This window comes from Frankia sp. AvcI1, assembly GCF_001420875.1.
Classification (GTDB): domain Bacteria; phylum Actinomycetota; class Actinomycetes; order Frankiales; family Frankiaceae; genus Frankia; species Frankia alni.
On record NZ_LJFZ01000011.1, the window covers coordinates 89,865 to 110,411 of the forward strand.

Annotated in this window: 9 protein-coding genes and 23 pseudogenes; 28 read left to right on the forward strand and 4 right to left on the reverse strand. The window is 72.2% G+C overall.

The annotated features are described in order from the left end of the window. The 12 genes and pseudogenes from UK94_RS50980 to UK94_RS51035 all read left to right on the forward strand — a co-directional run. Positions 1–984: pseudogene (locus UK94_RS50980) on the forward strand (hypothetical protein); the annotation flags it as partial. A gap of 1 nt (position 985) precedes the next feature. Beyond that, positions 986–1,774: pseudogene (locus tag UK94_RS50985) on the forward strand (internalin); the annotation flags it as partial. 1 nt (position 1,775) lies between these two features. Beyond that, a pseudogene (locus UK94_RS50990) lies at positions 1,776–2,151 on the forward strand (hypothetical protein); the annotation flags it as partial. A gap of 166 nt (positions 2,152–2,317) precedes the next feature. Beyond that, positions 2,318–2,436: hypothetical protein (locus UK94_RS50995; protein WP_235487867.1), on the forward strand; the 119-nt coding region annotated here is incomplete at its 3' end. A 1-nt stretch (position 2,437) separates the two neighbouring features. Continuing rightward, positions 2,438–2,641, forward strand: a pseudogene (locus UK94_RS51000) (hypothetical protein); the annotation flags it as partial. Positions 2,642–2,680: 39 nt separating this feature from the next. Then, positions 2,681–2,881 (forward strand): hypothetical protein (locus UK94_RS51005; protein ID WP_268761342.1); only part of this gene is annotated, 201 nt, incomplete at its 3' end. Between the two features lies 1 nt (position 2,882). Next, positions 2,883–2,982: pseudogene (locus UK94_RS51010) on the forward strand (hypothetical protein); the annotation flags it as partial. Position 2,983: 1 nt separating this feature from the next. Then, a pseudogene (locus UK94_RS51015) lies at positions 2,984–3,365 on the forward strand (hypothetical protein); the annotation flags it as partial. Position 3,366: 1 nt separating this feature from the next. After that, a pseudogene (locus UK94_RS51020) lies at positions 3,367–3,616 on the forward strand (hypothetical protein); the annotation flags it as partial. A gap of 1 nt (position 3,617) precedes the next feature. Beyond that, positions 3,618–4,606: pseudogene (locus UK94_RS51025) on the forward strand (hypothetical protein); the annotation flags it as partial. Positions 4,607–6,171: 1,565 nt separating this feature from the next. Then, positions 6,172–6,527 (forward strand): PfkB family carbohydrate kinase (locus tag UK94_RS51030; RefSeq protein WP_268761343.1); only part of this gene is annotated, 356 nt, incomplete at its 3' end. Position 6,528: 1 nt separating this feature from the next. Beyond that, positions 6,529–7,089 (forward strand): annotated as a pseudogene (locus UK94_RS51035) (PfkB family carbohydrate kinase); the annotation flags it as partial. Positions 7,090–7,105: 16 nt separating this feature from the next. Here the strand turns inward: UK94_RS51035 and UK94_RS13590 are convergent. The 3 genes and pseudogenes from UK94_RS13590 to UK94_RS51045 all read right to left on the reverse strand — a co-directional run. Further along, positions 7,106–8,087 (reverse strand): glycosyltransferase family 4 protein (locus UK94_RS13590; RefSeq protein WP_235487805.1); only part of this gene is annotated, 982 nt, incomplete at its 5' end. Between the two features lies 1 nt (position 8,088). Beyond that, positions 8,089–8,163: pseudogene (locus UK94_RS51040) on the reverse strand (hypothetical protein); the annotation flags it as partial. Position 8,164: 1 nt separating this feature from the next. Continuing rightward, positions 8,165–8,438, reverse strand: a pseudogene (locus UK94_RS51045) (glycosyltransferase); the annotation flags it as partial. Between the two features lie 1,293 nt (positions 8,439–9,731). Here UK94_RS51045 and UK94_RS51050 point away from each other — a divergent pair. The 16 genes and pseudogenes from UK94_RS51050 to UK94_RS13630 form a co-directional block, all read left to right on the forward strand. Continuing rightward, the coding region (locus UK94_RS51050; RefSeq protein ID WP_235487807.1) for a class II glutamine amidotransferase at positions 9,732–10,275 on the forward strand (544 nt) is incomplete at its 3' end. A 1-nt stretch (position 10,276) separates the two neighbouring features. Then, a pseudogene (locus UK94_RS51055) lies at positions 10,277–10,622 on the forward strand (class II glutamine amidotransferase); the annotation flags it as partial. A 169-nt stretch (positions 10,623–10,791) separates the two neighbouring features. Further along, positions 10,792–11,021 (forward strand): annotated as a pseudogene (locus tag UK94_RS51060) (LLM class F420-dependent oxidoreductase); the annotation flags it as partial. A gap of 34 nt (positions 11,022–11,055) precedes the next feature. After that, a pseudogene (locus UK94_RS51070) lies at positions 11,056–11,469 on the forward strand (LLM class F420-dependent oxidoreductase); the annotation flags it as partial. Between the two features lies 1 nt (position 11,470). Continuing rightward, positions 11,471–11,670, forward strand: a pseudogene (locus UK94_RS51075) (LLM class F420-dependent oxidoreductase); the annotation flags it as partial. 648 nt (positions 11,671–12,318) lie between these two features. Then, the coding region (locus tag UK94_RS13610; RefSeq protein ID WP_235487809.1) for an STAS domain-containing protein at positions 12,319–12,627 on the forward strand (309 nt) is incomplete at its 3' end. 244 nt (positions 12,628–12,871) lie between these two features. Further along, positions 12,872–13,020: pseudogene (locus tag UK94_RS51080) on the forward strand (transcriptional regulator); the annotation flags it as partial. Between the two features lie 44 nt (positions 13,021–13,064). Continuing rightward, a pseudogene (locus UK94_RS51090) lies at positions 13,065–13,488 on the forward strand (GAF and ANTAR domain-containing protein); the annotation flags it as partial. Positions 13,489–13,763: 275 nt separating this feature from the next. After that, positions 13,764–13,844 (forward strand): annotated as a pseudogene (locus tag UK94_RS51095) (ATP-binding cassette domain-containing protein); the annotation flags it as partial. A gap of 1 nt (position 13,845) precedes the next feature. After that, a pseudogene (locus UK94_RS51100) lies at positions 13,846–13,888 on the forward strand (hypothetical protein); the annotation flags it as partial. A 1-nt stretch (position 13,889) separates the two neighbouring features. Beyond that, a pseudogene (locus UK94_RS51105) lies at positions 13,890–13,997 on the forward strand (ABC transporter ATP-binding protein); the annotation flags it as partial. Position 13,998: 1 nt separating this feature from the next. Then, positions 13,999–14,227 (forward strand): annotated as a pseudogene (locus tag UK94_RS51110) (ATP-binding cassette domain-containing protein); the annotation flags it as partial. Position 14,228: 1 nt separating this feature from the next. Then, positions 14,229–14,763: pseudogene (locus UK94_RS51115) on the forward strand (ABC transporter ATP-binding protein); the annotation flags it as partial. Then, a partial coding sequence (locus UK94_RS76090; RefSeq protein WP_313949501.1) for a hypothetical protein occupies positions 14,760–15,274 on the forward strand: 515 nt, incomplete at its 3' end. The pseudogene UK94_RS51115 and the gene UK94_RS76090, both read left to right, overlap by 4 nt. A gap of 1 nt (position 15,275) precedes the next feature. Continuing rightward, positions 15,276–15,521 (forward strand): annotated as a pseudogene (locus UK94_RS76095) (hypothetical protein); the annotation flags it as partial. Positions 15,522–15,690: 169 nt separating this feature from the next. After that, entirely contained in the window at positions 15,691–18,435 is a 2,745-nt protein-coding gene (locus UK94_RS13630; RefSeq protein ID WP_055750136.1) for an FUSC family protein, read from the forward strand. Between the two features lie 530 nt (positions 18,436–18,965). On the opposite strand, the gene UK94_RS13635 is transcribed toward UK94_RS13630, so the two are convergent. Further along, the gene (locus tag UK94_RS13635) at positions 18,966–20,468 is read right to left on the reverse strand and encodes an MFS transporter (RefSeq protein ID WP_011607652.1); all 1,503 of its coding nucleotides are present in this window, start codon (positions 20,466–20,468) and stop codon (positions 18,966–18,968) included. Positions 20,469–20,547 lie beyond the last annotated feature (79 nt).

Genomic DNA, 20,547 nt, shown 5'->3' on the forward strand with positions numbered 1-20,547 from the left:
CAGCTCGGCGACGACGACCCCCGGCGGGGTGGTCACCTACACGGTGACCGTGACGAACTCCGGGCCGACTCCGTACACCGGGGCGACGTTCGCCGACTCGTTGACCGGCCTGCTCGACGACGCGACCTACAACGCCGACGTCACCGCCTCGGCGGGCACCGCGAGCTACTCCGCGCCGACGCTGTCCTGGACGGGCAACCTGGCGCCCGGTGCGGCGGCGACGATCGTCTACTCGGTCACCACGCACAGTCCCGACACCGGGAACGGGTTCCTGACCGACGTCATCTCCTCGCCCACCGTCGGCAGCAACTGTGCGACCGGCAGCACGGACACGCGCTGCGCGGTGACGGTTGCGGTGTCCCAGCTGATTCTGGCGACGAGCTTCGAGTCCGCGACCACGACCCCGGGCTCGACGATCCGGCTGAACGCGACCTTCTCAAACACCGGCCAGACCCCATACACCGGCATCAGCGTTCTCGTCAACGGCAGCGGCGCCACGGACGACGCGGTCGGAAGTGGTACCCAGACGGCGTCGTCCGGAACCCTGTCGGTGAGCGGGTCCGGGGCGGTGTGGACCGGGGACATCCCGGTCGGCGGCGTCATCACCCTGTCCACCACGCTGACGGTGCTGAATCCCGACACTGGCAACGGGGTTATCACCGTCGTGTTTGGATCTGCTGCGGTCGGGAACAACTGCGCGGCTGGAAACAGCGACCCGCGCTGCACGGCGACCGCGACGGTACTCTTTCCCGGCCTGACAATTTCCACCTCGCCGGATGTCGCGACGGTGGTGCCGGGAAATACCGTCAACTACACGACGACGATAACGAACAGCGGCGAGACCCCTTACACCGGTGTCACGGTGACCGACGCCCTGGCCGGTCTGCTCGACGACGCTGTCTACAACGGTGACGTGTCGGCCTCCTCGGGCGCGGCGACCTACACGGCGCCGACGATCTCCTGGACCGGAAACGTGGCCCTCGGNGCTGTCGTCACGATCACCTTCTCCGTGACCGTGCTTGATCCGGATCCGGGCGACAAGATACTCGCCAGCATTGTCACTTCGGATGCCGTCGGGAGCAGCTGCCTGCCCGCCAGCGGAAATCCGACCTGCCGGTCGAACGTCGTCGTCCTCACCCCGGCCTTGACGATCGAACAGACGGCGAACGAAAACAACGCGGTGCCGGGACAGGTGCTCGTCTACACCGTCAGGGTGACCAACTCGGGCCAGACGGTGTATCCGGCGGCCACCTTCAGCAACCCGCTGAGCGCCGTCCTGGACGACGCGACCTACAATGCGGATGTCACGGCCTCCACCGGCACGGCATCCTTCGTCGGCGCCACGCTGAGCTGGACAGGCAGCCTGAATCCGGGCGCGACCGCGACGATCACCTATTCGGTGACGGTGAGGAATCCCGATCCGGGGAACCAGTCGCTGGCCAGCACGATCGTCTCGACGACCACGGGCTCCAACTGCCCGTCGGGCGGATCCGATCCGCGCTGCACCGTCGTGCTCCCGGTCGTGGCGGCGGCGCTCCTGACATTCACGAAGGAATCGGACGTGCCCTCGGTGGCCGCCGGGGGAACGGTGCACTACACGGTCACGGTGACGAACGCCGGGCTCACGCCCTACCTGGGAGCGGCCTTCACCGACGACCTGACCGACGTTCTGACCGACGCCACCTACCACGCCGACGCGGTCGCGTCCGCCGGCGCCGTGAGCTACACCGCGCCGGTGTTGTCCTGGACCGGTGACGTGCCGGCGTCCGGGTCGNTCACCATCACCTACTCCGTCGGGGTGACCGGCCCCGGCACGGGCGACGACATCCTGGTCGACTCGGTGGTGTCGGCCTCGAACGGGAGCAACTGTCAGGCGGCGAGTACCGACCCGCGGTGCACGGCCACGGTCACGGTCAGCGAGCTGACATTTTCCACTTCCGCAAACGTGACGTCGACGACCCCCGGGGGAATAGTCACCTTCACCAACACCTTCACCAACACGGGGCAGACTCCCTACACCGGGATCACAGCCTCGCTGGTCGGTGACGACGTCGTGGACGACGCCTCCGCCTACGGCGGTCAGAGCGCCAGCTCGGGAACGATGGTGGTCGGCGCGACCGGGCTGCAGTGGACAGGCAGCATTCCAGTGGGNGGCACCGTGACCATCATCGGAAGTGTCCAGGTCAATGATCCGGATACCGGGAACCGGGTGCTGAAGGGCTCCATCGTCTCGGATGNGCCCGGTAGCAACTGCCCGACGGGTGGNACTGATCCGGCCTGTTTCGAAAGTGTGNCGGTGCTGCTCCCCGGCCTGACGATGACGACGGCGACGAATGCCAACGCGGCTGTTCCTGGCGGTGTCGTGACATACACCGTCACGATCACGAACAGCGGTGAAACGCCATACACCGGGGCGACCGTCACCAACAATCTCAGNGGTGCCCTGGACGATGCGGTCTACGGCGGGAACGCCACCGCCTCCGCCGGGACGGTGAGTTTCGCGGGCTCGACAGTCTCCTGGTCGGGTGACCTCGCCGTCGACGAGGTGGTGATCGTGACCTTCTCGATGACCGTGCGAAACCCCGATCCGGGTGACAAGATCCTCACCAGTGTCCTGGCCTCGACCGATGAGGGTAGTTCCNGCCTGCCGGCCAGCGGGAGNGCGGGCTGCGGCCACAACGTGGTCGTCCTCACCCCGGCGCTGACGATCGCGAAGTCGGCCAGCGCGGCGACGACGGTGCCCGGCGGCACGGTCACCTTCACCATCGCGGTGACGAACTCGGGGCAGGTTCCCTACTCGGGTGCCGTGGTCAGCGACGCGCTGGCCGGGGTGCTCGACGACGCCACCTACAACAACGACGCGGCCGCGACCGTGGGCACCNTCGGTTTCGCCAGCCCGACGCTCACGTGGACCGGGAACCTGAACCCGGGCAGCTCGACCACGATCACCTACTCGGTCACCGTGCTGAACCCCGACACCGGNGACGCCGAACTCGCCAACTCCGTCAGCTCCACGGTGGCGGGCAACAACTGCGTCACCGGGAGCACGGACCCGCGGTGCTCCGCCTCGGTGTTGGTCGCCGCGCTCACCCTGGTGGCCGCGACGAACGTGTCGACGGCGATTCCGGGCGAGATCATCTACTTCACGGCGACCATCACCAACTCCGGTGGTACCTCCTACACGAATGCCGTCGTGAACGCCGGCCTCGCCGGCGGGACGGATGACGCGACCTACAACGGCGACGCGACCGCCACCTCGGGGGCCATTGCGCTGGACATTCCCAATGGGCAGCTGGTCTGGACCGGAGACCTTGCGCCCGGGCAGTCCGCGACGATCACCGCGTCGCTGACGGTGAACAATCCCGNTCTGGGAGACAGGACGATGACCGCCTCCGTGTCGTCGGACGTTGCCGGGAGCAGCTGTCCGTCCGGAAACTCGAATCCACCCTGTTCCGTGTCGGTCCTGATCCTGACCCCGAGGCTCAGCATCGCAAAGACGGCGAACACGACGACCACAACTCCAGGCGGCACCGTCAGCTACACGATCACCGTGACGAACAACGGGGAGTCGGCCTACGAGGGCGCCTCGGTGACCGACAACCTCGCCGGCCTGCTCNCCGACGCGGTCTACAACACCGACGTGAGCGCCACGAGCGGGACGGTGACGTACGCGGAGCCGACGGTGACCTGGACGGGTGACCTGGCGATCGGCGCGAGCGTGACGATCAGCTATTCGGTCACGGTCAACGATCCGGATCTCGGTGACCGGACGTTGAACAACGCCGTGACCTCGCCCGCGATCGGGAGCACCTGCCCGACCGACGGCAGCGGCGGGCCCGGCTGCCGGGTCGCGGTTCGGGTGCTCGTCCCCGCCCTGACGATCACCAAGTCCGCCGCGACCGGCACCGGTGACGCGACCGTCGTCGCGGGCGGTGCGATCACCTACACGGTCACCGTGGTGAACACCGGCCAGACCCCCTACACGGGCGCGTCGTTCACCGATGATCTCGCCGACGTGCTCGACGACGCGGGCTACAACGGTGACGCCGCGGCCAGCACGGGCACCGTCGCGTTCACCTCGCCCGACCTGACCTGGACCGGGAACCTCGCCCAGGGGGCGACGGCGACCATCACCTACTCGGTGACCACGTCCCTGCCGGCCAACGGCGATCACCTCGCGATCAACGCGGTCGCCTCGACCACCGCAGGTTCCACCTGCCTGACCGGCAGTGCCGACGCGGCCTGCACGACGACCACCACGGTGCTGGTGCCGGCCCTGACGATCACCAAGACGGCCGACCAGACGGCGGCCGTCGTCGGCTCGACCGTCCAGTACACGATCACCGCGACGAACAACGGGCAGGCCGCCTACACCGGCGCGACCATCACCGACAGCCTGGCGACGGTCGTGAACAACGCGACCTACAACGCGGACGCCGCGGCCAGCGCCGGCACGGTCACCTACGCCGCGCCCACGCTTACCTGGACCGGGAATCTCGCGGTCGGCGCCGGAGTCACCATCACCTACTCGGTGACGGTCGACGACGCCGCGACCGCGGGCGCGGACCTGGTGAACCGGGTCGCGTCCACGGCCGCCGGCAGCACCNGCACCGGNACCGGCAGCGAACCGGCCTGCACGACCGCGACGGCCATCACCGCCCAGAGCCTGGCCCTGACCGATCTCACCCCCGCCTTCACCCTCACCGGCGAACCGAACAGTTCCGTCGTCCAGAACGGGGCGGTGACCATGACCGTCACCACGAACAGCACGGACGGTTACACGGTCACGGTCCAGGCGACGTCGCCGACCCTGACGGGGCAGACGGCCGGCAACGGCGACTCCATCCCGGTGAGCTCCCTGCTGGTTCGGCAGTCCGGGACGTCGACCTTTACCCCGTTGTCCGACACGGTGGCGGTGCCGGTCTATTCGAAGGGACAGCCGTCGGCCCCGGGCGGGGACGCGGTCAGCAACGACTATGCGATCGATGNTCCCTTCGTCGCCTCCGACACGTACTCCACCACGCTCGACTACATAGCGGCCAGTCAATGAGGATGGCGGCCAGTCGATGAGGATGGCGGCGAGTCCAGGTGCGATGGCGGCGGCCCGATATCCGGAAAGAGACGAGACCGGAAAGAGATGAGATGAGCATCTTCCGTTTCGGGCGCGTGCGTGGGCGGCTTCTGCTGGNCGCCGCCCTGCTCGGCAGCCCCCTCGTCGTGGCCGGTACGTTCGTGGCCCCGCCCGGCGCCCTCGCCGACGAGACGCCGTCGCCGGAGCACGCCGATGCGGCTGCTCCCGATCTCTCGGTCGCGATCGACGATGGTCACACCGATGTCAGGGCGGGCGACCATCTCACCTATACGGTCAGGATCCGCAACATCGGCACGGTCGACGCGACCGATCTCCTGGTCACCCAGACACTCCCCGCGGGCGCCCGGTTCGGCTCGGCTGATCGTGACGGCGCGTTCAGGGACGGCACGGTCACCTGGCGGACCGACCTGCGTTCCGGTCGCAACACCGTGTTCGGCGTTCGGGCCGAGGTGACGAAGCCACCGCCCGGCCTGCTCCGGCTCGCGGCGGTCGTGTGCGTGGCCGCGCACGCCGACAGCAGGCCGATCGTCTGCGCCGCCGACTCGGACCGGTTGCCCGCCGGCGGCGCTGCCGCGGGCTCCGCGGGCGGGGGCGGTCGTGGCTGGGCCGGCCTGCCCGGCTGGCTCCTGGCGCTGTGCGGGGCCCTGGCCGCGGCGCTCGCACTCGGTGCGGGTCTGTTCCTGCGCTACCGACGCTCGCCTCGGCACCGACGGTCGCCTGGTCGAGAGGGGCGGACCCACCAGGGGGATCACCTTGTGGCGATACCCGGCCCGCGGTCGGACCGGAACCCCCAGGGCGATGCGGGCGAGGAGGCCGGCCCCAGCAGCCCCGACGAGACCGTCCGGCTCTAGGGGCTCCAGGGCTCCAGGGCTCCAGGGCTCTGGGGCGCTGCGGGGGCCCGCCGCGAGTATCAGCCCATTCCGAGTACCCGTTCGCCGCGGATCTACCGTGGGCCCTCGGCGTGAGCGGCTGACCGCGGACGGGGGCAGGTGGCGGGAGAGCAGGAGGTTCGGGGACATCGGCGAGGGGCCCTGCCGGCGGCGGCCGAGGCGCCGCGGTTTCTCGTCGCCGGCGCGTTCGTGCTCGACTGCCTCGTCAGCACCCCGCGGCTGCCGGGGTGGGGCGAGGATGTGCGGGCCGACGCGATGCGGACCGCGCCGGGTGGGAAGGCGCTCAACCAGGCGGTGACCCTGGCACGGCTCGGCCTGCCGGTGACCGCGGTGGGGGCGGTCGGAACGGACGGCGTGGGGGCGGCCGTGCGGGCGGCGCTTGCCGGCGAGGGGGTGGACGTGTCGGCGATGACGGTGGTCCCGCACGTGCCGACGCCCGTCTGCGTCGTCCATGTGCGGGGTGACGGCGAGAAGGCGGTTGTCTGGCGGGTCCCCGAGGCGCTGGCCGTCACCGGAGACCAGGTCCACGCCGCCGCGGCGGCGACNGGCGGCCCGGTCGACGCGGCCCTGGTGACGTTCGAGTTCGCCGAACGGGCCGCGGACCTCGTCACCGCCGCCGCCAAGGCCGCCACGCGGGTTGTCGTCAACCCGGCGCCGGCGCCGGGCGACCCGGCGGTCGTCGCGGCCGTTGCGTGGGAGCAGGTCGACATCCTCGTCCCCAACGAGGCCGAGGCCCGCGCGCTGCTGGCCGGGCGGGCCGCCGCCCGCGGGCCCGCCGGGCGGCTCGCCGAAGCGGTCGCCGAGACGCTCGGCGTCCCGACCGTCTGCGTCACCCTGGGCGAACGGGGATGTGTGCTGCGGACCGGCGGCGCGACGACCGTCCACCCCGCCGTCGCGGCGACGGTGATCGACGCGACCGGGGCCAGCGACGCCTTCACGGCCGTGCTCGCCGCCCGCCTGGTCGCGGGCGACGACCCGGCCACCGCCGTCCACCACGCACGGGCCGCCGCGGCGCTCACGGTGGGCCGGGTCGGTGCCTACGAGGCGCTTCCCACCGCCGGCGAGCTCCGCGAGCTGGTCTTCGGCCCACGGCGGCGGTCGGGATAGGGCCGGCCCGGCCCGGTCACCGTCGGATTCGGGGTGGGCGGCAGGGGAACGGGGTACCGGGCGCGGCGGGTCCGGGCGGAGCGTGCGCGGTGGGCGCAGGGAGCGCGGTGGGCGCAGGGGGTGCGGCGGGTCTCGCCGCCCGCCGCCCGCCGGCCGGCGGTGGCGCGCAGGCCGTGGCGAACTGGGCGATGCCGCGGCGGTAGGCGTCCTCCTTGCGGCGAGCGATCGCCGCCGGGTCGATCTCGGTGACCCCGAGCCGGCCCCGGGCGCCGCAGGCGGCGGCCCGCGCGGGGTCGAGCAGGAACGGGGCGAGGGCGGCGGCCAGCGCCTCGGCGTCGTCGGGCGGGACGGCGGTCCCGGACCCCCAGCGCTCGACGAACGGTGCCACGCCTGTCCGGGTCGTGGTCACCACCGGCCGCCCGGCCGCCATCGCCTCGACGGCGGCGATCGAGAAGCTCTCGAAGCGGCTGGGCACCGCGACGGCCCGGGCCCGGCGGTAGAGGGCGCGGAGCTCGCCGGCTGACAGATGGCCGGGGAACTCCACCTGTAGGCCGAGCTCCCGGGCCCGCCGGGCGAGCCAGCTGCCGGCGGGGGCGCCGCCGATCGTGCCGGCGGGGCGCCCGGCGAGCACCAGCCGGTGGGCGACGCCCGCGCGGTTGAGCCGCGCCGACGCGTCGAGCAGAACGTCCACCCCCTTGTACGCCTCCAGGCGGCCGACCGCCGCGACCATCGGCGCCGTGCCGGCGACGTCCGGGACGTCGAGCCAGGGATGGGCGTCGAACGGGTTCGGGATGACCTCCACGGCGCGCCGGCCCAGCCAGCCATGTTCGCGCAGGGTGTCGACGAGGAGCTGCGACGGTGAGGTCACCACGGCGGCGCGATCGGCGGAGATCCGGTCGAGACGGTCGGCGAGCCGGCCCTTGCACCCGAGCGGCTGGCCGGCGAGCTGGACGGTGAGCATGGTCGGGCAGTGCAGGTGGATCGCGAGCGGAAGGGTGNGGTACAGCGCCTGGAGCAGGCCGCGGGTCTCCCCGTCCTGCGTCTCGATCACGTCGGGGCGCAGGCCAAGGCGGCNCAGCCAGAAGCTGTAGGACAACGGCAGGCTGACCCGCAGCGTGATCGAGTCCCGCGGGTACAGCGGCCCGCGCAGCCGCGCCCCGACCGGGCCGAGCCCGCGGGTGACCGGAACCCGCAGCAGCGGCCGGCGATGCACGTGCACCCCGTCCTGCAGGGAGTCGACGACCCGGTGACCCTGGGCGCAGAGCACGTGCACCTCGTGCCCCAGCCGCGCGAGCGCGACGGCCAGCGTCGCCGTGTAGCTGCCCGCGCCGTCCCAGACGACCGGCGGGNACTGCTCGCAGAAGAACAGGATGCACAGGGCGTTGCGCGATCGGACCGACTCCGCCATGCTTCTCCGTTTCCATCGGTCCGGTCACCGGAGCATGCGGGAATGACGGTAATACGTTACCGCGGACCTCTCGGGGCTCCCGGTGATTGTCGACGCGCGTCCGGCGTTTCGCCCGGGATGGTCCGGCTGGACGTGGTGGAATTGCGTCACGCGGGACTGGCGTCGACATTGTCCGGGCAGGTCCGAAACCGTTCGCCGATCGGCCGGGAGTCGGTCCTTCGTCCGAGCTTGTGGGAAAAGGTGGCTCGCCNCCGTTTCCGCGGGAGGGCCGAGACCCGGCCGGCCGGGCGACCCCGGTGTGAACAGGACGGACTCTGGTCGGGCCACTCGCCCTGGCCGAAGCGGGGTGGNGGACGATCGAAAAGGAGGCGATGACCCGGCCGGTTTTTGTCGCGGTGTTTTCTGATAAACAGAAAAATTGTCGGACGGCCGGGTGGGAATGTGGGAGACACGGTCGCATCGGGGTGCCCGTTGTGACTACCGCGGCGGAGGGTCGGGCGGGGCGGGACTGCCCGCGCGCGTAACGACCGTGTTCGGCCGATCTACACGGCCTCGTCGTGGCGATGGCTGCGGTTCTCGCGGGCGAGGATCTGCGTCCGGGCCCGCCGCGTGGGAATCGCAGATGGCCGGGGTGTGGCGCCGGGCGGCCGACCCGAGCGGACCCGGCGTGTGGACGTGCCGGGAAGGTCGAGGGCTGCGGCGGGGCAGCAGCTGCGGGGCGGCGACGGCGGTGGGGTGACGGCGGTGGGGTGACGGCGGTGGGGTGGGGTGACGGCGGCGGTACGGCGGTGACGGCGTCGGCACGGCGTCGGCCGACGGGGACGGGTTCAGGAGCGTCCGGGCCGCGGCCGCGCCGGCACCATCCGGCTACATCTGTCGTTGTGTGCATGACGAAACGGAACGAAACAACAATACGTCCGTCCAGCCCGACTCCGATATCACGGCCAGGTCACCGCACTCCGGCATGGGATGCGCCGCATGTGCCGGGAGTGACCGGATCGGTGCGGGGAACAGACCATCCGCGAGAACTTCACCGAACGTGTCGCCGGTCGCGGGCGCGGGGCGTCGGGTGGATCGTCAGCGCTTCGGGCCGGAGGTAGCTTCGGGCCGGAGGTAGCGTTGCCCTTTTCGCTCCGCCGACGGCCATCCCCACGCCGGACCGGCGGATCCGCGTGGCTCGGTGAGCCGGGCCCCGGCCGGACCGGGGCCGTCGAGACTGTGAGGGAGGGCGTCGATGTGCCACCTGTTCGCGATGAGTAGTGGCCCGAAGCGGATCAAGGCCACGTTCTGGCTGCTGGACGCGCCCGACAGCCCACGCGCCGCCACCCTGCGAACGCCGGACGGCGCCGGCCTCGGCGCCTTCGACGCGGACGGCGTCCCGCAGGTGGTGAGGCAGGCGATCCGCAGCCGTGCGGACACGGCGTTCGCCCGGGAGGCGCAGGACGTCACCTCGTCGACCTTCGTCGCGCACGTGCGCCATGCCTCCACCGGCCGGGCCAGCGACGCCAACACGCACCCGTTCGTCCGCGACGGGCGGATCTTCGCCCACAACGGGGTGATCGAGGGCCTGGGCAAGCTGGACGCGGAGCTCGGCACGGCCGGCCTGCCGGTGCTCGGCGACACCGACTCCGAGCGCTTCTTCGCGCTGGTCACCCGGGAGATCGACGCCCACGACGGCGACGTCGGCGAGGGCATCGCCGCGGCGGCGCGCTGGGCGGCGCAGAACCTTCCCCTTTACTCGATCAACATGATTCTCATCACCGCCGGGGAGCTGTGGGNCCTGCGCTACCCGGACACCAACGGCCTGTACGTGCTCCAGCGCGGCGCCGGCGGACGCAACGGCCGCCACCTCGACCACGCCAGCCCGTTCAGCGAGATCCGGGTCCGTTCCCTCGACCTGCTCGACGAGCCGGCGGTGGTGGTCGAGAGCGAGCGGATGGACGAGGACCCGCGCTGGCGGCTGATGGACAGCGGCGAGCTGCTCCACGTCGCGGCCGATCTCACGGTGACCTCGCGGATCGTGCTCGACGGGCCGCCCGTCCACCAGCTTTCCCTGGAGGACCTGCGACCCGAGGCCGCCGTGTCGCAGACCACCTCGGTCCCCGATCTGCCGATGTCCGCCTGACCCGGCGGGCGTCCCCGCGGGGTCCGTACGGCGTCCCCGGGAGGTCCGTACGGCGTCCCCGCAAAGGTTCGACGAAACCTGCCGACATAGGGGGCGTGCGCACGGGGTAGCAATGCTTCACGGGCAATCATGCGGACAGTCGCAGTTCCCTGCGCGGAAGGGGCTCGTGGTGGTACTTGAAGTCGGCAGGATCGGGCTGTGGGCAGCCCAGCGGCAGTGGCCGACGGACGTCCGGTCGCGGGCCGAGGTCGCCGCCGAGGTGGCGGCGATGGGTATCCCGACGGTGTGGATCGGTGCCGCCAGCGGGGATCTGGAGCTTCCCGCCGCCATCCTGGATGGCACCGAAGGGCTGGTGGTCGGCACGAGCATCCTGAACATCTGGACGGAGAAGGCGGACATNGTCGCCGATCACTACGCGATGCTCGCCAAGGCNCATCCCGACCGGCTGCTGCTCGGCTTCGGCGTCGGGCATCGGGGTCCGGTGGAGAAGCTGACCGGTCGGCGCTGGGAGCGGCCGGTCGAGGTCCTACTCGACTACCTCGACACGCTGGACGAGCTCGGGGTGCCCCGCTCCGACCAGGCGCTGGCGGCGCTCGGACCGCGGATGCTGGACATCGCGGCCCGCCGCAGCGCGGGCGCGCTGCCGTACCTCGCCACGCCCGAGCACACTCGGCGGGCGCGGGAGATCATGGGGCCGGACGCGCTGCTCGCCCCCGAGCAGAAGGTCGTGCTCGACACCGACCCCGACAGCGCCCGCGCGGTGGCCCGCAAGGGCATCGGCTTCTACCTCGGGCTGCCGAACTACGCCAACAACCTGCGCCGGCTCGGCTTCACCGAGGCGGACCTGNCCGGATCCGGTTCCGATCGGCTCGTCGACGCCCTGGTCGCCTGGGGTGATCTGGACACCGTCCTCGCCCGGATCGCCGAACACCACCAGGCGGGCGCGGACCACGTCGCCGTGCAGGTCCTGACCCCGACGCCCAGCCAGCTCCCGCTCGACCAGTGGGGCCGGCTCGCCGGCGCGATCAACACCCTCGCGTCACCCTGACCGGGGGAGTCCCATGCGGTAGTCTCTCGACAACCGATCCATTCGCCTGCCCTGTGTCTGCGGCCGAGTCACGGAGAGTGACGCATGCCCNCAGACGCTCCAGGCGCCCCGTCTCCGGACGCCGACGAACGCGTGTCCGACCAGCGGGTCTCCGGCCAGCATGTCGCTGATCAGCGCGTCGCAGACCAGCGCGTCGCGAACCAGCGGGTCTCCGAGCGCGGCGACGTCGCCGCGGTCCCTGCCGCCCGTGAGGGCGAGCCGGCGCCATCGCTGCCCGCGGCCGCGGACGCCGCCTCGGTGGTCGTCGGGGTGGACGGCGGGTCCGAGCTGGTCGCCAGCCTGATGTCCGGGATCCCCGCCGACGAGCAGAACCGCCTGCTCGGGATGATCAATTCGTCGATTGCGGCCGAGCGTTCGGCCGCAATCGACGGGACCGTCCGCCGCCAGGTCGATGTCGGGGTGCGCCGCCGCCGCTCGTCGCACCGCCCGGACGAGTTCGATGCGCCGGACGCGGCGGACGATCGCGGCGGCGCGCCGGGTGCGGCACACCGACGCGCCGGCGAGCCGGGCGCAGAGGATTCTCGCGGCGAGGCGGCCGATGGCTGAGCGGCGCCGCGTCCCGGGGGGTGCGGGGGCGGCGGGGCCCAGGTGAGCACCGCCGGCCCGGCCCGGCCCGTCGCCGTGGTGCGGCACCATCCGGGCGGGGTCACGGTCGCGTTCCAGGGCGACCTCGACGCCGCCGTCGAGCCGATGGCCCGGGCGCTGCTGTGGGCCTGCCTGGACGAGTGCGCGAGCACGCTCGTCGTCGACCTGACCGGCGTGTTCGTCGACGTCCGTGGGTTCACGGTGCTGCACCTGCTCTGGCGGGCGGGCCGGGAGCGGGGCGTGCGGGTCGCACTCGCCGGATGCGCGCCGATCGTGGAGCGGATGGCAACCATCCTCACACCCCAGGGCGTGNCGCGATTCCGTACGGTAGATGCTGCATGGCAGGCGGTGACCGACCCCGGGTCGGCCACCACCGCGTCTGCGGCATCTGCGGGTTAACCCCCAGATGATCCGGCAGGATGGGACGGCCGGGTTGCCGCGGTCGGGGTCGCGCTGGACGTACGGGGGAACCACGATGGAGATCGACAAGCTGCTGCTGGACGCCAGCCTGGNCCGGCTGCACCACCNGGTACCGAGTCAGGTCGAGCTCGCCAGGCTGGTCAGCGAGGTCGTGCACGCGGTCACCGAGATCTTCGACCTGACCGGCGCGGGCGTCCTGGTGGTCGATGCGGACCGGGCCCTGCGCAGCATCGCCGCCTCCGACAGCAGCGGCGCGCTGCTCGAACGCGCCCAGGAGGAGTTCGGNGAGGGCCCCTGCGTCGAGTCCTTCATCATCGACGAGATCGTGNTGTCCGAGGATCTGGCCACGGACACCCGGTGGCCGCGGGTCACCCCCGTCCTGCTCGACGGCGGGATCCGCGCCGTCCTCGGCGTGCCGGTACGCCTCGGTGGCGGGCCGATCGGCACCCTCAACGTCGCCTCCGACGCCCCGCGCGTCTGGACCGACAGCGAGCGCGACGCCATGGTCCATTTCGGCGCGGTTCTCGAAAATCTGCTGCTCGCCGGGCTCATCGCCGACCGCAACGACAAACTCGCCCGCCAGCTTCAGTACGCCCTGGAGTACCGGGTTCCGATCGAGCGCGCCGTCGGATATCTCATGGCGACGATGAGGACGGACCCGATCTCGGCATTCGAGACCCTGCGGCGGACCGCGCGCAACGAGCGCCGACGGGTCTCCGAGTTGGCCGGGGAGATCCTCGCCCGGCGGCGGGTNCTCTGATCACCCGACCGGCTCGGTCCGCGTCTTCGGTTCTCGGTCCCCGGTCCCGGCCGGCGCGCCCCGTTCGGCTACGGGTGCTGGCCCGATGGTCGTCGCGGCCGCCCTGTTCACTGTCGCCAGGACGACACGGTTGGCCGGCGGCGACGCCTGGCCTGACCGTGGCGGCTCCACGACGATGATGCCCACCGGGCGGATGCCCCGAAACGACCTCTGACGAAAGGGGGCGAATGATCGAGGCGCAAGGGCTCACCAAGCGGTATGGACGCANGGTCGCCGTCAACGACCTGTCCTTCTCGGTGCAGCCCGGCAAGGTGACCGGATTCCTGGGGCCCAACGGGGCCGGGAAGTCNACGACGATGCGCATGATTCTGGGGCTCGACAACCCGAGCGCGGNCACGGTCCGCATCGACGGCCGGCGCTACAGCGAGCTGAAGCAGCCGCTGCGCCAGGTGGGTGCGCTGCTCGAGGCGAAATGGGTGCACCCCAACCGGTCCGCGCGTTCNCACCTGCGGTGGATGGCCGCGTCCAACCGGATCCCGGCGAAACGGGTGGACGAGGTGCTGGAGATCGTCGGGCTGACCGGCGTGGCCGGCAAGCGCGCCGGCGGCTTCTCGCTCGGCATGGCCCAGCGGCTCGGTATCGCGACGGCGCTGCTCGGTGATCCGGGCGTGCTGCTGTTCGACGAGCCCGTCAACGGCCTGGACCCGGAGGGAATCCTTTGGATCCGTCGGTNCATGCACCGGCTCGCGGACGAGGGTCGGACGGTCTTCGTCTCCAGCCACCTGCTCTCCGAGATGGCGCTGACCGCCCAGGAACTCATCGTCATCGGGCGCGGGCGGCTCATCGCGCAGACCAGCACCCGCGCCTTCATCGACATGGCGTCCGAGTCGACGGTCCGGGTCCGCGGCCCCGAGATGGAGCGGCTGCACGGTGAGCTCACCGGTCAGGGGCTCGCGGTCCGCGACGTGCCCGCCGGGGACGACGGGCCGGCGGCGCTGCTCGTGTCGAACAGCAGCACCGAGCAGGTCGGCGAGCTGGTCGGGCGGGTCGGTCTGGTGCTGCACGAGCTGGCCGCCCAGCGTGGCTCGCTGGAGCAGGCGTTCATCCAGCTCACCGGGGGCGACGTCGAGTACCACGCCGGCGCGCTCGGGGGGCCGGCGAACGGCTCACCGCCCGCCGGGGCACCCGCCGCCCCGGCACAGCCCGCCGGGCCGCTGCCGCGGGAGAACGAGGCCGTGGACGCGACGCGGGGAGGCGACGCCCGATGACTCTGCTCACCGTCGAACGCATCAAGCTGTTCTCCACCCGCTCGCCGTGGTGGTGCATGATCCTGGCGACCGCCCTCACGGTGGGGCTGACCTCCATCTTCGCGGCCACCACCAAGGCCGACGACCTGTCCACCCTCACCCCGAGCGTCACCCAGTTCGCCTTCACCTTCGGGCTCGTGGTGATGATGGTGATGGCCACGCTCGCGGTCACCACCGAATACCGGTTCAGCACGATCCGGTCGACCTTCCTCGCCGTCCCCACCCGCACTCCGGCACTGGTCGCCAAGGCCGTGGTCGTCGCTGTGCTGGCGGGGATCGTCGGGGAGATCACCGCCGTCGGCTCCTGGGGCGTCGCCAGGCTGATCCAGCCGGACGCACCGCTGGGGATCGACACGGCGCAGGAGTACCGCAACGTGTTCGGCGTCGGGCTGATCTACCTGCTCTCCGCCGTGCTGGCCCTCGCCGTCGGTCTGATCGTCCGGCAGTCCGCCGGCGCCGTCGTCATCGAACTNATCTACCTGCTCCTGCTGGAGAACCTGCTGCCGGCGATCCCTCGGATCGGCGATCACATTCAGCACTGGCTGCCGTACACCGTCGGCAACAACTTCATCGTCGCCGGCCAGCCCGAGACCGACGACGGCCCGCCTGCGATCGAGGGGATGCCGTTCGGGCCCTGGGGCTCGCTGGTGTACTACGCCGCGGTGTGCGTGGGCCTGTTCGTGATCGGGCTGATCCTGGCCAGGCGCCGGGACGCCTGACCGCCTGGCGCCCGCCCGACTCCTGACGCCGAGCGGTTCGACGAGTCGCCCGCCGAGGAGACACCGGCTCGCGCGGAGCGCCTGCTTCACCACCTGACGTCAGCGCTGGCTCACAATAGGTGACGTTGCCGAGGGGGCGACGTTGCTGACAGGCGACGGTTGCTGACGGGTGGTGGAGGGGGTCGGGATTGCGCCTGCGTCCGGGCGAGGCGGGCCGCCGGGCCACCGGTTCGGGCCGTCGCGGCTGGGGCGCAGCCTCGTCGTTCTCGCCGGCGTCGACCCGTTTCTGCTGCGCAGCGCGCTGCGGGCCGCCGTCGTCGCGCCCGCGGTGCTGGCCGCCGGCTACTACGTGTTCGACCGCATCCTGCTGAGCCTGTTCGCCTGGTTCGCGGTCTTCGCCCTGCTCGTCTTCGTCGACTTCGGCGGTCCGGCCCGGGTGCGCATCGCCGCCTATCTCGGGCTGGCCGTGGCCGGGCTGCCGTTGATCACCCTGGGCACGCTGTGTTCCCGGTCGTCGTGGGCGGCGTGCGGGGGGATGGCGGTGGTTGCCTTCGCCGCCCTGTTCGCCGGGGTGATCAACGTGTACCTGGCGGTCGCGGCCCCGGCCCTGCTGCTGTCCTTCGTGCTGCCGGTGACGAGTCCGGCGGGTCTGTCCGCCGTGCCGCAGCGGCTCGCCGGCTGGGGTCTGGGCGCCGTCGCCGCCCTGCTCTCGCTGGTGGTGCTGTGGCCGGCCCGGCCGCCTGACGAGGTTCGCCGGGCCCTGGCCGCCGCCTGCCGGGCCCTGGCCGACTGCGTCGCCGTGAGCCCTGCCGGGGACACGACCGGGGGGCCGGAGGTGATGAACGCCGTGGTGCGCTCGGCGGCGGCGGAGGTTCGCCGGCGCTTCGCCGCCACGTCGTACCGTCCGACGGGGGCGGGTGGCTCCGCGGCCGCCCTCGGCCACGCCATCGCCGACCTGGACTGGACCGTCCCCTTCGCCCTTGCCGTGCCCGCCGGGGACCGGGTGCGTCGACACTGCTTTCCCGGCCCGGCCGCCGAACTCCTGGCGGCCGTCGTCGACACCCTGCACGGCGTCGCCGACCGGCTCGACCCTTTCGCCCACTGCGACCTGTTTGCCCGCCACGACCGGTTCGCCCGCCACGACCGGTTCGCCCCTCGTGACTGGTTCGCACCTCGCGACCGGCCGTCCCGCCCGCCGCGGGCGAGCCGCACCGGCGGGGACGGACTCCGCGGCGGCGGCCTGGGCGTGGAGCGACTCGATCGGGCCGCCCAGGGAATCGGACAGGCGCTGCTCGACGCCGTCGGCCGGACCACCGGGCAGCCGACCGATCCGACCGATCCGACCGATCCGACCGATCCGAGCGATCCGACTGAGCCGAGCGGGCTGGACGTCGCGGCGGCCGAGGCGTTCCGGCTGCGCCAGCTGGCTCTCGGGACCCGGCAGCTCGCGGTGCACACCCTGGTGGCGACGGGGGAGCGCCGGCTGTGGCGGCCGATGCCGGGCGCGGGTCGATGGCAGCGGATCCGGGCCCGCCTGCGCCTGACCCGCGAGTTCGCGGCCGGGTACGCCGACGTCCGGGCGATCTGGTTCCGCAACAGCGTGCGCGGCGCCGCCGGCCTCACCCTCGCCGTGGCGGTGACCCGCGCGACGGGGTTGCAGCACGGGTTCTGGGTGGTGCTGGGCACCCTGTCGGTGCTGCGTTCGAACGCGCTGGCGACCGGGATCACCGTCGCGCGCGCGTTGGCCGGCACGGCGGTGGGGATCGCCGTCGGTGGGGTCGCCGTCGTCGTGGCGGGCCCGGCGAGGCCGGTCCTGTGGGCACTGCTGCCGGTCGCGGTCCTGATCGCGGGATACGCCCGGAAGGCGAACGCGTTCGCCGTCGGCCAGGCCGGATTCACCGTCGCCGTCGTGCTGCTGTTCAACATCGTCGAGCCGGCCGGCTGGCGGGTCGGTCTCGTCCGCATCGAGGACGTGGTGCTCGGCTTTGCGATCAGCGTCGTCGTCGGCGCGCTGCTGTGGCCGACGGGAGCGGCTGCCAGGCTGGTACGGGAGCGGGCCGCCGCCGCCTACCGGACAGCCTCGGACTTCCTCGTCCAGGTCGCCGCGGAGCCGCCCTGTGCCGCTGCGGAGGCGGCCCGCGCGCGGGAGATCGCCAAGATGGCGTGCACAGCCGTCCGCGCCGGCCGACTGCTGGATGACGCGGTCCGCCAGTACCTGTCCGAACGGCCCGCCGGTCAGCTCGACGTCGACGCGCTCATGCTGGTCTCCGCCGGTGCCCTGCGGATCCGGCGCACCGCGCAGGCTCTGCGGCTGACCGGCGCCCACCCGCTGCGGGCCGAGATCGCCGGAGCCGACTCGCCGGCCGTGGGCCGGGCCAGTGCCTGGGTGGGGCTGCTCCGCTGCCGTCCGCGGCTCCTGGCAAGCCTGGACGAGCTGCGGCGATGGCACCTGCGCCTGGCCGACGCCCTGACCGGTCGAGCCGAGCCCCCGGCATTCCCGCCATCCCCTGCATCCCCGGCATCCCCGGCGTCTCCGGCATCTGCGCCGTCTGCGCCGTCTGCGCCGTCCCTGCCAGTCACCCCGGCGTCTCCGGTCGACGCGGTGCGGACGTGTGCGCTCGTCCGGGTCCGGGCGGCGCTTGCCACGGGGGACCGGGCGGGGGTGGTGGCCGCGCTCGACATCGTCGAGCGCGCGGAGCATCTCGCCGTGCTCCAGGGCCTGCGGGGCCGGCTCGACGCAGCGGTCCGCACCCTGGTCACCGGCGGGGGCGGCGCCGCTCAGGCGCCGGGGCCCCACAGGTCGCGGCCGGCCCGGGCGCGCTCCCGCGACTTCATCCGGGCCTCGTGGACGTGGCGCATCCCGTCGGTGAGCCGCCGCCGGACCTCGTCGTCCACCTCGGCGAAGGGGCGGTAGTACAGCTCGTCGTACTCCTCGACGATCTGGAAGGTCCAGCGTCCGTCGAGCACGTTGCGCCCGTACAACTGGCCGCGGACGAACCCGGCTGTCCGGGCGTGCCCGGCGTCCTCCAGCCCGGTGATCGCCTCCGCCAGGGTGCGGTCCGCCCGCCCGGAAAGCTGATGGAACTCATACAGCGCACCGCGGGCACGCTCCACCCATTCCAGCGCCTCGCTGAGCCGGCCGACCGCCTCGGCGGTGGCGTCGTCGAGGTCCGGCCGGGTGCGGTCCAGCCGGGCACGGTCCGTTCGGGTGCTGTCCAGCCGGCCGGCGCGCCCGCCCTGCTGCCCATCCAGGTGGCCGCGGTGGCCGTCCGCGGCCCCGGGACCGCCGTCCCGGCCGGCGGCACGGCCCTCGCCGCGGTCGCCCGGCGGGCCGTGGACGCGATCGACGTCCTGACGGGGGTGTCTGCTCACCCTGGCGGGATGCCCGAACGCGCGGGCACCCACACCGTGGGTACCCGCGCGTCCGGCGGATCGGGAGGCGGTTCAGGCCTGGACGGCGTCCACCGTCTCCGCCTCGGTGACCGTGCTCCTGGTCTCCCGCTGGCTGGGGACGGTGACCGCGGCGCTTGCCTGCCGGCCGGGGATGAAGGTGGCCAGCAGCAGCGCGAGCAGGGCCGACCCCGCGCCGAGGACGAACGCGAGCCGGAAGCCGCCCTCGGACGGCAGCGCGACGCCTTCGAAGGTCGTGGTCATGTGCGCGAGGACCACGCCGACGACCGCGGCGGACGACGAGGTGCCGAGCGAGCGCATCAGGGTGTTCAGGCCGTTGGCGGCGGCCGTCTCGGTCGGCGGCACCGCGGCCATGATCAGGGCGGGCATCGACGCGTAGGCCAGGGCGACCCCGAGGCCGATGATGCAGGCCAGGAAGATGATCTCCCAGACCTCGCTCATGAGCACCAGGCCCAGCCCGTAGCCGATCGCGATCGTCCCCGCGCCCAGCATCAGGGTGACCTTGGATCCGAAGGCCGCCGACAGCCGGGCGGTGACCGGGGAGGCCAGCATCATCACGAGGCCGAACGGCGCGAAGCACAGTCCCGCGACGATCATCGACTGGCCGAATCCGTAGCCCGTGCCCTTGGGGGCCTGCAGGAGCTGCGGGATGATCAGGGACATGCCGTACATCGCGAAGCCGATGATGACCGAGGTCAGGTTGGTCATCAGGACCTGACGGCGGGCGCTGATCCGCAGGTCGACCAGCGGGCTCGGGGTGCGCAGCTCCCAGAAGCCCCAGGCGAGCAGGATCACGACGGCGGCGACGCCGAGCCCCAGCGTGGTGCTCTTGGTCCAGCCCCAGTCGCTGCCCTTGGAGATGACGAGCAGCAGGCACAGCACGCCGGCGGACATCCCGAGGGCGCCGACGAAGTCGAAGCGGCCGTGGGTCTTGTCGCCCACCGGCGACTCGGGGATCACCTTCCAGATGACCAGCAGCACCAGCACGGCGAGCCCGGCCGCCCCCCAGAACAGCACGTGCCAGTTCACCTGCTGGGCGATGATCGCCGACAGCGGGACACCGAGGGCGCCACCGATGCCCAGCGAGGAGCTCATCAGCCCGAGCGCCGAGCCGAGCTTCTCGGGCGGCAGCTCGTCACGCATCACGCTGATGCCGAGCGGGATCAGGCCCGTCGCCAGACCCTGCAGCGCGCGCCCGGCGACCATCGGCAGCAGCGAGGTGCTCAGCGCGCAGACGACCGAGCCGATGATCAGCACCACGAGGCTGACCATCATCATCCGCTTCTTGCCGTACATGTCGCCGAGGCGGCCCACGATCGGCGTCGAGACCGCGGCGCCGAGCAGGGTCGCGGTCACCACCCAGGCCGTGTTCGAGGCGGAGGAGTGCAGCAGCTCGGGAAGGTCCGAGATGAGCGGCACCACGAGGGTGTGCATGACCGAGACCACGACCCCGGCTGTGGCCAGGGCCCCGATCATCAGCCCGGGCGCGGGTGCGCCCTCCTGCCGACTGGTCGGGTCGGCGGACGCCTGTGCCATGGGAGCCTCCGGGGTGGATGACGGCGAGGATCACCGACGGAAGGTGACCGTCTGCGCGCGGACCGNGAGTGACTGCGGG